This window comes from Nocardia sp. NPDC023733, from assembly GCF_040639775.1.
GTDB lineage: Bacteria > Actinomycetota > Actinomycetes > Mycobacteriales > Mycobacteriaceae > Nocardia > Nocardia rosealba.
On the sequence record NZ_JBFAAN010000001.1, the window covers coordinates 551,614 to 566,207 of the forward strand.

Genomic DNA, 14,594 nt, shown 5'->3' on the forward strand with positions numbered 1-14,594 from the left:
TTCTCACCACCCGCCGCCGGTTACGTCGACACTTTCAGGCACAGTTTCATTTCAGATTGGAATTCCGACATCGATCCCGGTGCGACTGGTGTCGTTCGTCAGAGGTGGAGCCGTGCACCGTCGGCACAGCGAGCGCGTACCGATCTCGCTGTGCGGCTCAGCCGATCGTGGAGAGTGCGGCGGCGAGTTCGACTCGGCTGGTGATCCCCAGCCGTGGATAGACGCGGTAGAGATGCGAGCCCACCGTGCGGTGGGACAGGTAGAGCCGTTCCGCGATCTGACGGTTGGTGAGTCCCTCGGCCGCCAAGGTGGCGATCTGAAGTTCCTGGGCAGTGAGTTGATCGCGGGCGGAAGGGGAGCGGCGGGCGCTGGCCTCGCCCGCGGCGCGGAGTTCGGTGCGGGCCGCTTGTGACCACGGGTCGGCGCCGAGGGCGTCGAAGGTATCGCGAGCCTCGCGCAGCGGTTCACGGGCTTCGGCGGTGCGGCGTAGCCGGCGCAATCGGCGGCCGTGATGGAGTTGCAGCCGGGCGCGGTACAGCGGCCACGTGCCCGCATGACTGTGGAGCGCGGTGGTGTAGGCGGTGTCGGCATCGGCGTCGTCCGCGAGGACGGCGCGGCAGTACTCGTCGACGACAAGCAGCATCGAGGCGGGTACCCGCTGCGTGAGCCGCGGCAGATCGGCCAGCAGCTCCCTCGCGAGATCGATGTTTCCCGAGGCTACGGCGGCGTCGGCGAGTTCTGGGGCCACCCACCAACATTGCATGGGGTGACTCACCGGATCGCTCGGATCGAAGACCCGGATCAGCGCCACGAACGCGTCCTCGGCTCGCCCGGCCAACAGGAGCAGCACCGCGCGGGTCTGCTGCGCGACGATCTGGATACACCGCATTCCGGTGGACAACGGACTGGCGCCGACCGCGCGCAGATGCTCGGTGGCCAGTTCGGTTTCACCGCGCAACGCGGCGACCATGGCCAGATTGGCGCGCCCGGTGGCGGCATAGAACTCCTGGCCGTTTTCCTCGGCGAACGTGCGGGCCTCCTCGGATTCGGCACGAACTCTGTCCCATTCGCCGAGCCAGATACGAGTCCAGTTCCCCGCGCCGAGAATGCCCGAGAGCAGCCCGAGCCGGCCCTGGTTGCGGCTGACCGCTGCGGCATCATCGATGTAGGCCATGCCGCGGCGGAAATCGCCGAGGAACAGTGCGGTGAAGCCGAGCAAACGCAGGGCGTCCGCATCGCTGCGATCGGGGTCGAGCCGATCGAGGTGCGCGAGGATCCCCGCGCCGCGCTCCCACGGCATGCTGAGCGCGCCGACCGCGAGGACCCGGGGGTCGTGTGCGGGCAGGCCGAGGGAATCCAATCCGTCGGCAATGCTCTTACGTGACACCTCGTCGGCGTCCTGAGACGAGCAGCGCGCGGCGGCACACCACAGGATCCCCGCTGCCAGATCGGTGTTTCCCGCCGCGTGCACGTCGGCGGCGATGCCGACGAGCTCGCGAATGCGGCGGTCGGAGTCGCCGTAGCGCTGGAACGCGACGACTTCCTCGACCGCTGCCAAGCGCCCCCGTTCGATCGGCCCGAGAACGCTGAGGTCGGCCCGATCCAGCAGATCTACGGCCTCGCGCCGAGCACCGGTTTCGCTCGCGAGTTCCGCGGCCTGCAGGAGCAGGGCGGTGGTGCGCTCGGGGCGCTCGGCCATCTCCGCCGCACGGTCCAGGGCGGCGACCGCGGCCATGATCGCGCCGCGAGCTCGCGAACGCTGCGCATAGTCTTCGAGCTGCGCGGCGATCGCGTCGTCGGTACCGAGGGTGGCGGCGGCGCGATGCCAGAGCTGTCTGTCGGGGAAGTCCGAGAGCACCTCCGCCAGGATCGAGTGTGCGCCGAGTCGCTGCGTCAGCGGTGCCCGGACATAGGTCGCCGAACGCATCAGCGGATGCCGGAAGCGCAGGAGCGGACCCGCCAGCTCGACCAGGCCGGCGTCGATGGTTTCTTGCAGGTGCGCCGGACCGACCGGGGCACCGACGAGAGCGGTGGCCGCCCGCAACAGCCTGCCCGCGTCGCAGCCGACATCGGCGGCCAGGACGACGAGCAGGACCCGGGCAGGCTCGCTGAGTTCGGCCGACCGCGTGGCGAAGGCGGCTTCGAGGCGGGCAGTCAACGGGAAATCCTCGGTCAGCCGATCGGTGGTCCGACGCATCGCACGGGGTAATTCGATGAGTGCCAACGGATTTCCGGCAGCTTGGCTGAGCAGCCGAAGGCGCACGGTGCTCGACAGCGTCGGCGCTTGCGCCTCGAGCAGAGCGGCGGCGGCCGGTTCGTCGAGCGGTTCGACCGTGATCTCCGGTAACCCTGCCAGGCGGACGGAATCCTCCGACCCGGTGCGGGCGGCACCGAGTACGAGGACCGCGTCGCTGCCGATGCGGCGCGCGAGGAAGCTGAGTACATCGGCGCTGCAGCTGTCGAGCCACTGCAGGTCGTCGAGGATCAGGACCGTCGGATGAACCGCGGCGGCCTCGCCGACCAGTTGCAGCGCGGCCAGCGCCACGGCATACAGGTCGGGGGATCCGTCTTCCAGGCCGAACGCCGCGCGCAGTGAGCGTTGATGGGAAACCGGAAGCTTGGCCATCTGCGCGTGCAGGGGACGCAGCAGTTGGTGCAACGCCGCGAACGGCAGCCCCGCTTCGTTCTCGACACCGACCGCGGCGACGACAGTCAGATGCCGGTCGGTAGCCGCCTTCCGGATCACGTTCAGCAGCGCCGACTTTCCGATACCGGCGGGCCCGCGAAGGATCAGCGCCGAGCCCTTTCCGGCGACAGCCCGATCCAGCAGATCTCCCAGTACCGCCGAGTACCGGTCGCGGCCGATCAATACCGACTGGGACATCTCACCGATCACCGCGAGATTCTGACAGAAACCGCACGGTTTCACAATGCGACGTCGCAGGCAGATGCAGTAATGCGGGGGTCGACTGAGTCGTCGACGAGCCTCGGGACTCAGTCGTCGGTGCAGTCGTTCGACTGATTCGCCCACGGTAGGTCTGCTCGTAATTTTCTTCGCATGACGAACACCTTCACCACTTCCGACGGCGCCGAGATCTTCTTCAAGGACTGGGGAACCGGCCGTCCGGTCGTCTTCAGCCACGGTTGGCCACTGAGCGCCGACGCCTGGGACGACCAGGCCCGATTGGTGGCCGAGCACGGCTACCGTGCCATCGCCCACGACCGCCGCGGCCACGGCCGATCGAGTCAGACCTGGGATGGCAACACCATGGACCGTTACGCCGACGATCTGGGCGAGCTGATGGAGCATCTCGACCTGCGCGACGCGGTGCTGGTCGGCCATTCCACCGGTGGCGGCGAAGTCGTGCGCTACCTGGGACGTCACGGTAGCGGCCGGGTTGCCAAGGCGGTGCTGCTCGGCGCCGTGCCCCCGGTGATGATCAAGTCCGAAACGAACCCCGACGGTACCGACAGGGAGGTCTTCGACGGCATCCGTGCCGCCGTCGCCGCCGATCGTTCGCAGTTCTACTGGGATCTGAGCGAAACCTTCTACGGGTTCGATCGGCCCCACGCGATCGGTTCCGACGGTGCCCGCCATGCGTTCTGGCGGCTCGGCATGCAGGTGGGAGTGCGCGCCGCCTACGAGTGCGTCGCCCAGTTCTCCGAGACCGATTTCACCGACGATCTGCGGGGGATCGACGTGCCGGTGCTGGTGGCACATGGCGACGACGACCAGATCGTCGCGCTGCACGCCTCGGCGATGCGATCGGCCGAGCTGATCAAGAACGCGACGCTGCGCGTGTATCCGGGTGCGCCGCACGGGCTTTACGGCGAATTCCGCACCGCGTTCGAAGCCGACCTGCTCGCCTTCCTCGCGCACTGAACCATCCGGGCGTCGTCATCGACCGACTCGCTCGCAGACAACATCCGCTCGTCCCGCACTGCTCTCCTCGAGGAATCGTTATGCGTATCACCACCGTCACCAAACTCACCGCGGTCGCCTTGGGCCTCACCCTCGCCGGCGCCGGTTGCGCCGCCGCGGAGCCTGCCCCCGTCAAGCCGACCGTCGTCCTCGTCCATGGAGCCTTCGCCGAGTCCAGCAGCTGGAACGGCGTGATCGACACGCTCGATCAGCAGGGGCTCACCAGCATCGCCGCCGGTAACCCGCTACGCAGCGTTTCCGGTGACGCCGACACCGTTCGCAGTGTGGTGGCCTCGATCGACGGGCCGGTCGTGCTGGTCGGGCACTCCTACGGCGGCCAGGTCATCTCCCAGGTCCACGATCCCAAGATCAAGGGGCTGGTCTACGTCGCGGCGTTCGCTCCGGAGGAAGGAGAGACCATCGCGGAGTTGTCGGGCAGGTTTCCCGGCAGCACGCTCGGAGAAACGCTGAACAAGGTGGCGCTGCCCGACGGCAGCACCGACCTCTACATTCAGCCCGGCAAGTTCCATCACCAGTTCGCGGCCGATGTGCCCGCAGCCCAGGCCGCCCGCGACGCCGCCACCCAGCGGCCGCTCAACGACCGCGCGCTCAACGGGAAGTCCGGTGCGCCGAGTTGGAAGTCCGTGCCGTCCTGGTTCGTTTTCCCGGACGCCGACTACAACATCCCGGTCGCGGCGCACCGATTCATGGCCGAGCGTGCGAACGCCCGTGCGGTAGTCGAGATTCAGGGCGCCTCGCACGCGCTCGCCGTCTCTCAGCCCGCGGCGGTAGCGAAGGTCATCGTCGAGGCCGTGTCCGCGGGTAACTGACCTCTCGACTGCTGACTGTGCCGCGTGAACCGTTCACGCGGCACAGTCGCGCTCGGCCAATCCGAGCAGTGCCGCGCGCAGATCGGGGCGGGGGCCGGTGGCGTCGAGTTCCAGAAGGGCGGTTTCGGCGATCGCGGCGATGAGGAGGACGGCGACGGGGCGGGGGTCGGGCCAGCCGATCGCGGTCAGGTCCTCGGTGGCGATGTCGGCGGCCAGGGCGTTGCGGTGGGCGACTTCGCCGCCCAGGCCCGCATCGGTACGCGCCTGGACCAGCAGGGCTTTGGTGGCCGGGTCGGCCAGACAGCCGTCCAGATAGACAGCGATGCCGGTGCGCAGGCGTTCGGCGCCGGGCGGGAGGTCGGCGATGGCGGCCCGGACGCGGGCGAAGAGGGTGTCGTGGAACTCGCGGTGCAGGGCCAGGAGGTACTCCTCGCGGCTTGGCCAGTGCTGGTAGAAGCTGCCTTTGGCCATGCCGGCTCCGGCCGTGATGGCGTTGACCGACACCTTGCTCAGGTTCTCGCTGCCGAGCAGAGCGCGGCCCGCGTCGAGCAGGGCACGACGCCCTGGCTCCGGAGATCTCATCGATTCACCTCGCTGTGCGCACGCAGAAACGGTGTCACCGTATCGAGGAACAGCTGTGGCGCCTCGCAGAAGGGTTCGTGCCGGGTGGGAAGGACCGCGACCTCGGCGTGCGGCAGGGCTGTTGCCACACCGCGCCGGTTGAGCACCCACGGATTGATCGGATCGTTGCGGCCCCACACCACCTGAACCGGCGCCTGGATCGGCAGCGGTCCGTTCGCGGCCAGGTCGAGATCGGGGTCGTCGATGGTCGCCCAGAGCCTGCGGTACACCGTCAGCCGCTGCGGGTCGTCGCGCACTCGGCGTGCGCGTTCGAGGACCGGACGCACGGCTCCGCGCCCGGGCGGCCCGAGGTAGAGGCGGGCGGCGGGGCCCACCGTGCGCGCGGCGACACCGTCCGCCGACATGAACCGCGACATCGCCCGCACGACGAGACCATGCGGCACGAACCCGGCCGGTTGCACGAGCACAGCGGCGCGCACGTACTCGGTTTCGCGTTCGGCCAGCCGCGCGGCGGCATACCCGCCGACACTGTTGCCGAGCACGACAACCGACCCGAACCCGTGCTCGGCCCGCAGCACTTCGAGAACGCGGCTCGCGATCACCGGCAGCACCGACGTCCGCAGAGCCGCAGGGTTGGACGCCGTCGAATCACCGAACCCGGGCCAATCGAGCGCGGCTACCGGCCACTGCTCACCCAACGCCGGCAAGACGGCGTCGAAATCCCGATGATCCCCCGGATTGGCATGCAGGAGAAGCAATCCCGTCCGCCCACCCGGATCGCGCCCACTCAGATGCGCGGCCACCGTGCCGTACCTGGTCTCGACGGATACCCGCATGATCCCCTCCGATCGCTCGACCCCAGAATAGGAATGACCGACCGGTCGGTCAAGAGTGGTATATCAGTCGTGCAGGTATTTGTGGACGAGCATCACGGCCATGGAACCCTCGCCGACAGCGGCGGCCACCCGGTGTCCGGTGAAGGCGCGGACATCGCCTACGGCGAAGACGCCGGGGACGGTGGTTTCCAGGTGGAGGGGTGCGCGGGAGAGGGGCCACGGGGAGGAATCGCCGGTGACGGTGGCGATGTCGGGGCCGGTGAGGAGGTAGCCCTTGGCGTCGCGGGCGAAAGCGGGGCCGAGCCAGGTGGTTGCGGGGTCGGCGCCGATGAATGCGAACAGCCAGGTGGCGGGGACTTCTTCCAGTGCGCCGGTGCTGCGGGTGCGCAGGGTGAGGCGTTCGAGGTGGGTGTTGCCCGCGGCGGCCGCGATTTCTGTGTCGAGGCGGACCTCGATGCGTGGGTTCGCCTCGATCTGCTCGATGAGGTAGGCCGACATCTCGGCGGTCAGCGACGAGCCGCGAATCAGCATGACCACTCGGGCCGCACCTTCGGCGAAGTAGATCGCCGCCTGCCCAGCCGAGTTCGCGCCACCGACGATGTACACCACGGACCCCGCGCACAGCGGTGCCTCGGTGAGTGCCGAGAAGTAGTACACGCCGCGCCCGGCGAACTGGTCGATGCCGGGTGCGTCGAGGGTGCGGAAGGTGGCGCCGGTCGCGATGATCACCGATTTCGCCGACACCTCGAGGCCGCCCGTGCACCGCACGGTGAAGCCGTTCGGAGTGACGTCGAGTTGCTCGGCGCAGGAACTGATCACCAGCTCGGCGCCGAACTTGCCCGCCTGCCGCCGTGCGCGATCGGTGAGCTGGGCGCCGGAAATGCCGTCGGGGAAACCGAGATAGTTCTCGATCCGGGAGCTCAGCCCAGCCTGCCCGCCGATGGCCCACCGCTCGAGCGCGACGGTGTGCAGCCCCTCCGACGCGCCGTAGACAGCGGCCGCCATGCCTGCCGGACCGCCGCCGACGATCATCAAGTCGTAGTTGCCCGAGCTGGGTTCGGTGTGTAGTCCGACCCACCGCGCGAGCTGTGCCTCGCCGGTCGGTCGCAGTACCCGCCCGGTGGAGTCGATCAAGACGGGCGTGTCCTCGGCGCCGAACCCGTGGGCGGCCAGTATTCGCCGCGCCTCCGGATCGGCGGGTTGTATCCAGCGGCAAGCGATTTCGTTGCGGCTGAGGAAGGTCCGGACCGCCGCGCACGCTGGTGACCACAGGTCGCCGACGACGGTGAGCGCCGTGGGTCCGTGCTCGTCGTGCGAGGTAGAGGCCATTTTTCGAGGGTAGTCCTGGCCGCTGCGACGTCCGGGGAAGCAGGACGTCGAGCATGTCGGCGTGGGTGGTGCCCGCCCGGCAGATGACGGCGGTCGCCGAGAGATGAGATCGCCGCTGCGGCTTGTCGAGTGGCGGCCGATTGTGCATACTCGGCTGATGACGACAAGTGGAAAGGGCGTCCTCCGCCCGGGCCGTTGAGCCCCTCGCCGGTCCTGGAACCGGCTTCCTGTTCGCTCGATTCCCGCCTCGCCCTCTGGTCACGTGTGCGCGAGTTCGCCGTCCCACCGACGATGATCGATGCGGCCACCGCTCGGCGCGGTGTCGGTGATTGGGTGGGGGCATGCGCTGCGGCGCACGTCGATGCCGATATCGATCTGCGTGCGCTGGCCCGGAAACACGGCCGTGAACTCGCCGCTCGGGTGCGTACCGACCTGCGGTATCTGGCCCCGGATCTGCTGCGCTGGCACCTGCCGAGAGTCGCACCCGACGGGTTGCTGCGGCCGGGCCTGACGCTGACGTTGGCCCGATATGCGAGCGAAACATCCAGTGCTCGTGACGGATTCGTGCACCTGGTGGTGCGCACGGCACCGGCGTGGGCCGATGCCGGTCAGCGCATCAGCCTCGCCATGTGGGACGGCTCCGACACCGCGCCGAGCCTGCACCCGCACCCGCGACCGAACCGGCGCTATCGACTCGACCTGCACCGCCACCTCTGGGACGCCCGCCGAGCCGGGGAACTGGGGATGCGGTGTGGGGCATCACCGGGCGGGACCGGTGATCCGGGTGTCGCGGCGGGATTCGTCGCCGGCGCGAACTCGACGGCCGATCGTGGGCTAATCGAAACCGTGCCGACGAATTGCGCGGTCGAGCAGTGGGCCGCCGAGGCAGTCCGGCTGCTTCGCGCCGAGCAGTCGCCGATGGCATCGCACACCGAGAAGGCTTCGGCGCAGCCGGTTTCCGCGGGCGCGGCACGAGCGTCGTCCCAGCGGGTACTGGTCCGATTCGGTGCTCGACGGCATGTGGTGCTGGAGGTGGAACCCGCACTGACAGCATCGGGAGAACCGGCGCCCGGGTGGGGTCCGGCGGTGCGAATCGTGACGAACCACCCTCGCGGCCGACTGACGGCCTTGCCGATCCTGCCCGATGCCGCCACCTGGACACTTCCCGACCTGGACCTCCTGCGCGCCGGCGCCATCACAGCCGACCGGCTCCACCCGCTGGTCGCCGAGGCGCTCGTCCCGATGGCGGATCGATCCCCTACCCGAACGAGGACCTCGCCACCACGAACACACCTCGTCGAATGCCGAGGTGAGACGCATCGGATCGGCTTGGTGAACGGGGCGCTCAGCGCGCTCGACCACGACCCGGCCGAGGTCGAGCGGGAGGAACTCCTGGTGGCGTTGACCGGTGTCGCCCTGCCGTGCCTGCGCGTGATCGATGCGGCGCATCGCCGACCCGACTGGATCGACGGTGTCCGTGAACGTCTCGACCACGGTGACACCGCCGGAGCCCTGACCGTCGTAGAGGACCTGCTCGGCGCGGGTGCCGTGCTGCGGGACGGACCGCTGCGCGACGCCATCGACCGGGCGGCACGCCGCCGGATCACCTACGGCCTGTACCGATCCGAGATCTACGCGGGTCTCGGCAAGGACGCCCCGCGCACCCTCGCCGACCGCCTGCAGCGGGCCGGGCTGCGCCACGGACGCGACCGCAAGCTCCTCCAGCGCCTGGCCCGCCACGACAACCGCCACGTCCTTTCCTGACCCTGCCGCCGCACGCCGGATTCACCGGCGCGTGGCGAGCTCACCAGGCACCCGATCTCGCAGACCCCCGAGGTGATTCATGACTGTGCACTTTTCCGATCTGTCCACGCAGTACGCCGCGAACCCGATGTCCGATCCGGCATCATCCGCCCACCGAGGTGGATCGACCGCACCCCGACCGCACACTGCACAACTCGATGTCGCCGACGAACTCCTGAACCTGCTCGCCCGCACCACCACCGAACCACGCCGCAACCCCCAACTCGAGGCGCTCACCCTGGCCGTCGCCGCCGATCTGCCGGTACTGCTGTGGGGTGAACCCGGGATCGGCAAGACCGCCGCGCTCACCCAGCTCGCCGAATCCCTCGACCTGCCACTCACCACCGTCATCGCGAGTGTGCACGAGCCGTCGGACTTCTCAGGTCTGCCGATTCCCGGCGCCGCCCCGGCCGTCGACGGTGTCCCCATGGCGCCGCCGGACTGGGCGGTGCAGCTCGCGCAAGCCGGACGCGGGCTGCTGTTCCTCGACGAATTGTCCACCGCCCCACCGGCCGTGCAGGCGGCGCTGCTGCGGTTGGTGCTCGAACGGCAGGTCGGTGCGTTGCGGCTGCCCCCAGGAGTGCGCATCGTCGCGGCGGCGAACCCCCGGTCGTCCGCCGCCGACGGCTGGGAACTCAGCCCGCCACTGGCCAACCGTTTCGTACATCTGCACTGGACCCACGACCCGGAGGTGGTCGTACGCGGTCTCGGCGGCACCTGGCCGAAGGCGACGCTGCCGCGACTGGACGCCGAAAAGCTATCGGAGGCAGTCGCTTTCGCGCGCCGATCGGTGTGTGCGCTCCTCACCGCACGCCCCGCGCTCGCACATCAGCTGCCGACGACCGAAACACGGCGGGGCGGGGCGTGGGCCTCACCGCGCAGCTGGGAGATGACGATGCGGTTGATCGCCTTCGCCACCGCAGCGGGCGCCGACCGCGAGGTCCTCGCACAGCTGATCCGCGGCACCGTCGGTGACGGACCCGGATTCGAACTGCTCACCAGCATGGACCGGATGGACCTGCCCGACCCGGAAACCCTGCTCGCCGACCCGGCGGCCGCCGACCTGCCCGAGCGTGGCGATCTGCGCCAGGTGGTCCTGGACGGGGTCGTCGCCGCCGTCCGCAACCACCCGAACCGGGTGCGATGGGACGCGGCGTGGGCACTGCTGGTGCGGGCCGGCCGGACGGGCGCCCCGGACCTGGTCGTCGTGCCCGCCACCACCTTGGCCACCCTGCGCCGCGACGACTGGGTGGTGCCCGCCGCGATCGAGGAACTCGCGGGCGTGGTGTCGATCTCGCAACGCGCGGACCGGGCGGCGGCCCGAGTCGCGGCGAAGGTGAGCCGATGAGTTCGGACATCGACAAGCTCTACGCCGCCCGCCTGCATGCGGTCCGGGCCCGGCCCTACCTGGCCACCGCCCTGTTCGCCCTGCACTTCGTGGAATCACGGCAGGTGCCGACGATGGGCGTCGACCGGTACTGGCGGTGTTATGTCGCACCGGGTTTCGTCGACCGCACACCGGTCGAGGAACTGGCCTCGGTGCTGGTCCACGAGGTCTCGCACCTGCTGCGCGAACACCACGACCGCGGCGAGCGCTTCGCCCGAGTACACGGTCTGGACGGACCGGCCGAGCAACTGCGCCGCAATATCGCCGCCGACGCCGAGATAAACGACGACGCCTTCGGTGACGGCCTCGTCGTTCCCGAAGGCGCGGTCACACCCGCACGGTTGGGGTTGGCCGAAGGCGAACTGATGGAGGAATACCTGCGGCAGTTCCGCCTCGGCCGCCTGACCGAGGACATGGCCTGGCTCGACTGCGGCAGCGGTGCCGACGGAGCGGACCGCCCCTGGGATCTCGGCCCCGACGGCGCCGCCGGGCTCGACACCCAGGAACGCGACGCGGTGCGCTTCCGCGTCGCCCAGGCCATCATCGGCCGACCAGGTGACGCACCCGCGGGCTGGCGGCGCTGGGCGAAGGACGCGCTGCACCCACCGCAACCCTGGCGCGATCTGCTCGGCGCGGCCCTGCGCTCGGCGGCGACCGCGGCGGGCGCGGGTGCCGACTACCGGTACGGGCGACCGGCCAGGCGCGCGGCGAGCCTGCCCGGGGTGGTGCTGCCGAGTCTGCGCCGGACACCGCCACGCGTGGGGGTGATCATCGATACGTCGGGGTCGGTCAGCGACGACGAATTGGGCAGTGCCCTACTGGAAGTCGCCGCGATCACCCGCACCCTCGGCGGCCGCCACGACCTGCTCACCGTGTGGTCGTGCGACGCGGCGGCCCGCATCGCCGACCCGGTGTGCCGCGCCGAGGGAATCACCCTGATCGGAGGTGGCGGCACCGACCTGCGGACCGGTTTCACCCGGGCTCTGCGTACCCGACCGGATGTCCTCGTCGCACTGACCGACGGCCAGACACCGTGGCCGTCGGTGCGCCCGTCCTGCCGAACCGTCGTCGGCCTGTTCCGCCGGGAACGCACTGTGTCGGAGAACGATCCGTACTACGCCCCCGACCGACCGCCGGCTTGGGCCAGAGTGGTCGAGATCGGCTGAGGTCACCGCCCGGTACGGCCGCACGTGCAGCACCCGCGTTATCTGTGGCACACATCACAGTTGCGTAGCAATTCGGGTCAGAACCTTTTCGCGAGCTTGGGTAAGTCTTTACTATTGATCCCGGCCCGTTTCCGAGGGCTCTTCTCGCAGCTCAGTGTCTGTTGCCAGTGCATGTTCGACCGATGAACCGGATGCCTCACCGCTCCGGCGAAGGAGAATGATGGCTACCGTCAATGGTTCGGGCGTTGTGAATTCTGCGCTGCCGCACACTGTTACGGCCGTTCGGCGCGTCACGGTGGCGGGGTGGTGTGTCCTGGCTCACCGATAGCGAATTGCTGTGGGCCACAACACGATGGCCGCGAGTTTATGGCCACTCCCACTGTTGTTGCGGCACACTGGTTTTGCCAAATCTTTACCAATAGATTGATCACCGATGCCATTCCTTCCCGGTTCGCCGTCGCACCGGGGTTCCCTGCGCGAAGGAGAGACATGTCCGTAGATCAAGATCTCGCTCCGCCCGAGCCCGAGGTCGCGCCGCTCCCCGAAAACCCGTCCCGCGCACCGCGGTTGCAGAACATTTTGCGTCATGATCTGCCCGCCTCCATTGTCGTCTTCCTGGTCGCGTTGCCGTTGTCGCTCGGCATCGCGGTCGCCTCCGGCGCACCGGTCGCCGCCGGACTCGTTGCCGCCGTGATCGGCGGTATCGTCGCCGGTTCGCTCGGCGGTTCGGTCCTGCAGGTCAGTGGTCCCGCCGCCGGACTCACCGTCGTCGTTGCCGAATCGATTACCCAGTTCGGCTGGCGGACAACCTGTTTCATCGTCGCTGCCGCCGGTGTGCTGCAGATCCTGTTCGGGCTGAGCCGCATCGCGCGCGCCGCCCTCGCCGTGGCGCCCGTGGTGGTGCACGCGATGCTCGCGGGTATCGGCATCACCATCGCGCTGCAGCAGATCCACGTGCTGCTCGGCGGTTCCTCGCACAGCAGCGCATGGCGCAATCTCGTCGAACTGCCCGGTCAGCTGCTGTCGGTGCACGGCGGCGGCGCCGTCGTCGGTGCCGTGGTGATCGCGGTGATGCTCGGCTGGAAGTACGTCCCACCGGCATTGCGCGCGGTGCCCGGCCCGCTCGTCGCGGTGGTCGTCGGCACACTGATCTCGTTCATGTTCACCGACATCGACCGCATCGTCCTCGACGGCTCGATCTTCGACGCCCTGCAACTGCCGCAGCTGCCCTCGGATAACTGGGCGGGCGTGGCCATGATGGTGCTCACCATCGCGCTCATCGCCAGCGTGGAGAGCCTGCTCTCGGCGGTCGCCGTCGACAAGATGCACACCGGTCCGCGTACCGATTTCGACCGTGAACTCGTCGGCCAGGGCTCGGCGAACGTGCTCTCGGGCCTGGTCGGCGGTCTGCCGATCACCGGTGTGATCGTGCGGAGTTCGGCCAATGTGGCCGCGGGCGCGCGCTCGCGTGCCTCGGCGATCATGCACGGCGTCTGGGTGCTGGTGTTCTCGGTGGCGCTGGTCGGGTTGGTGGAGCAGATCCCGATGGCGGCGCTGGCCGGTCTGCTCATCGTGATCGGCATTCAGCTGGTGAAGATCGCCCACATCCGGTCCGCCAAACGGACCGGTGACCTGCTGATCTACCTCGTCACGGTGCTCGGCGTCGTGTTCCTGAACCTGCTGGAGGGCGTGCTGCTCGGGCTCGGGCTCGCCTTCGCACTGCTGCTGTGGCGGGTGGTGCGTGTGCAGGTGAGCGCGGTGCCGGTGGGGGCGCGCTGGCTGGTCCGCATCGACGGATCGTGCACCTTCCTCGCACTGCCCAAGCTGTCCTCGGAACTGGCCAAGGTGCCCGCCGGTGCCGAGGTGACGGTGGAGATGACCGTCGACTTCCTCGACCACGCCGCCTTCGAGGCCATCGAGGATTGGCAGCGTCAGCTGGAAAGTTCGGGTGGCCGTGTCGATTTCGTGGAGATCGGCAGCGCGCGGATGGCCGGTGCCGGCGCGGCGCCGCCCGCCCGTGGCTTCGGGCGGCAGGTGTGGGACGAGTTCCTCGGACCGTGGCGCCACCGCGCCTCCGGCGGGGACGCACTGCGGGCCGGTGTGTCGGCCTTCCATCGCAGCCACGCCCACGTGGTGCGGCCGCACCTGGACGGATTGCGCGACCGGCAGGACCCCGACTCGTTCTTCCTCACCTGCGCCGATTCACGGATCGTGCCCAACGTGATCACCTCCAGCGGTCCCGGTGACCTGTTCACCGTGCGCAATGTGGGCAATCTGGTGCCGATCACCGGCGACCACTCCGTCGAGGCGGCACTGGCGTTCGCGCTGGACGAACTCGCGGTGCGCTCGGTGGTGGTATGCGGGCACTCCGCCTGCGGGGCGATGAAGGCGGTCTACACCGGCGCCGACGCCGAGGGCGGGCTCAGTTCCTGGCTCGCGCACGCCGAGGCCAGCCTGGAGCGGTTCCGCGCCGGTCACCCGGTGGTCCGGGCGGCCAGGGCAGCGGGCTTCGACGAGATCGACCAGCTCAGCATGGTGAACGTGGCCGTACAGATCGAAACGCTGCATCGTCATCCCGCGGTGCGGCGTGCCGTCGAGGAGCGTGGGCTGGTCGTGTCGGGGCTGTTCTTCGACATCGCCGGTGCCCGGGTGCTCGAGGTGACCGCCGACGGCGTCCGAACCATCGACGGTGACATCGGCGTCGGACTGTGACCGGCCGGCGGTCGGCTCGTTAGGCTG

At 69.2% G+C, this 14,594-nt stretch carries 10 protein-coding genes; 6 read left to right on the forward strand and 4 right to left on the reverse strand.

What is annotated here, in order from left to right; all coding sequences use genetic code 11:
- Positions 1-157: 157 nt before the first annotated feature.
- A complete protein-coding gene (locus tag AB0F86_RS02500) occupies positions 158-2,896 on the reverse strand; it encodes an AAA family ATPase (protein WP_356984083.1) in 2,739 nt (912 codons plus the stop codon).
- 162 nt (positions 2,897-3,058) lie between these two features.
- Here AB0F86_RS02500 and AB0F86_RS02505 point away from each other — a divergent pair, with 162 nt between their 5' ends.
- Positions 3,059-3,883, forward strand: coding sequence for an alpha/beta hydrolase (locus tag AB0F86_RS02505; RefSeq protein WP_356984084.1), 825 nt, complete (start codon positions 3,059-3,061; stop codon positions 3,881-3,883).
- Positions 3,884-3,963: 80 nt separating this feature from the next.
- A complete protein-coding gene (locus AB0F86_RS02510; protein WP_225280552.1) occupies positions 3,964-4,752 on the forward strand; it encodes an alpha/beta hydrolase in 789 nt (262 codons plus the stop codon).
- 33 nt (positions 4,753-4,785) lie between these two features.
- Here the strand turns inward: AB0F86_RS02510 and AB0F86_RS02515 are convergent, their stop codons facing one another.
- The 3 genes from AB0F86_RS02515 to AB0F86_RS02525 form a co-directional block, all read right to left on the reverse strand.
- Positions 4,786-5,334, reverse strand: a complete 549-nt coding sequence (locus AB0F86_RS02515) for a TetR/AcrR family transcriptional regulator (protein ID WP_356984086.1) — start codon at positions 5,332-5,334, stop codon at positions 4,786-4,788.
- On the reverse strand, positions 5,331-6,170 hold the full coding sequence (locus tag AB0F86_RS02520) for an alpha/beta fold hydrolase (RefSeq protein ID WP_356984087.1): 840 nt from the start codon (positions 6,168-6,170) through the stop codon (positions 5,331-5,333). The genes AB0F86_RS02515 and AB0F86_RS02520 overlap by 4 nt, the downstream gene beginning before the upstream one ends.
- Before the next feature lie 63 nt (positions 6,171-6,233).
- Positions 6,234-7,499 (reverse strand): FAD-dependent oxidoreductase, encoded by a 1,266-nt coding sequence (locus AB0F86_RS02525; protein ID WP_356984089.1) that lies wholly within the window; start codon positions 7,497-7,499, stop codon positions 6,234-6,236.
- A 291-nt stretch (positions 7,500-7,790) separates the two neighbouring features.
- On the opposite strand from AB0F86_RS02525, the gene AB0F86_RS02530 reads away from it, so the two are divergent.
- The 4 genes from AB0F86_RS02530 (at position 7,791) to AB0F86_RS02545 (ending at position 14,567) form a co-directional block, all read left to right on the forward strand.
- Positions 7,791-9,263 (forward strand): hypothetical protein, encoded by a 1,473-nt coding sequence (locus AB0F86_RS02530; RefSeq protein WP_356984393.1) that lies wholly within the window; start codon positions 7,791-7,793, stop codon positions 9,261-9,263.
- 127 nt (positions 9,264-9,390) lie between these two features.
- Positions 9,391-10,650, forward strand: a complete 1,260-nt coding sequence (locus tag AB0F86_RS02535) for an AAA family ATPase (RefSeq protein WP_356984394.1) — start codon at positions 9,391-9,393, stop codon at positions 10,648-10,650.
- Positions 10,647-11,855, forward strand: a complete 1,209-nt coding sequence (locus tag AB0F86_RS02540; RefSeq protein ID WP_356984091.1) for a VWA-like domain-containing protein — start codon at positions 10,647-10,649, stop codon at positions 11,853-11,855. Before AB0F86_RS02535 ends, AB0F86_RS02540 begins: the two co-directional genes overlap by 4 nt.
- Before the next feature lie 489 nt (positions 11,856-12,344).
- Positions 12,345-14,567: a SulP family inorganic anion transporter gene (locus AB0F86_RS02545; RefSeq protein WP_356984093.1), complete on the forward strand. Its 2,223-nt coding sequence runs from the start codon at positions 12,345-12,347 to the stop codon at positions 14,565-14,567.
- Positions 14,568-14,594: the final 27 nt, after the last annotated feature.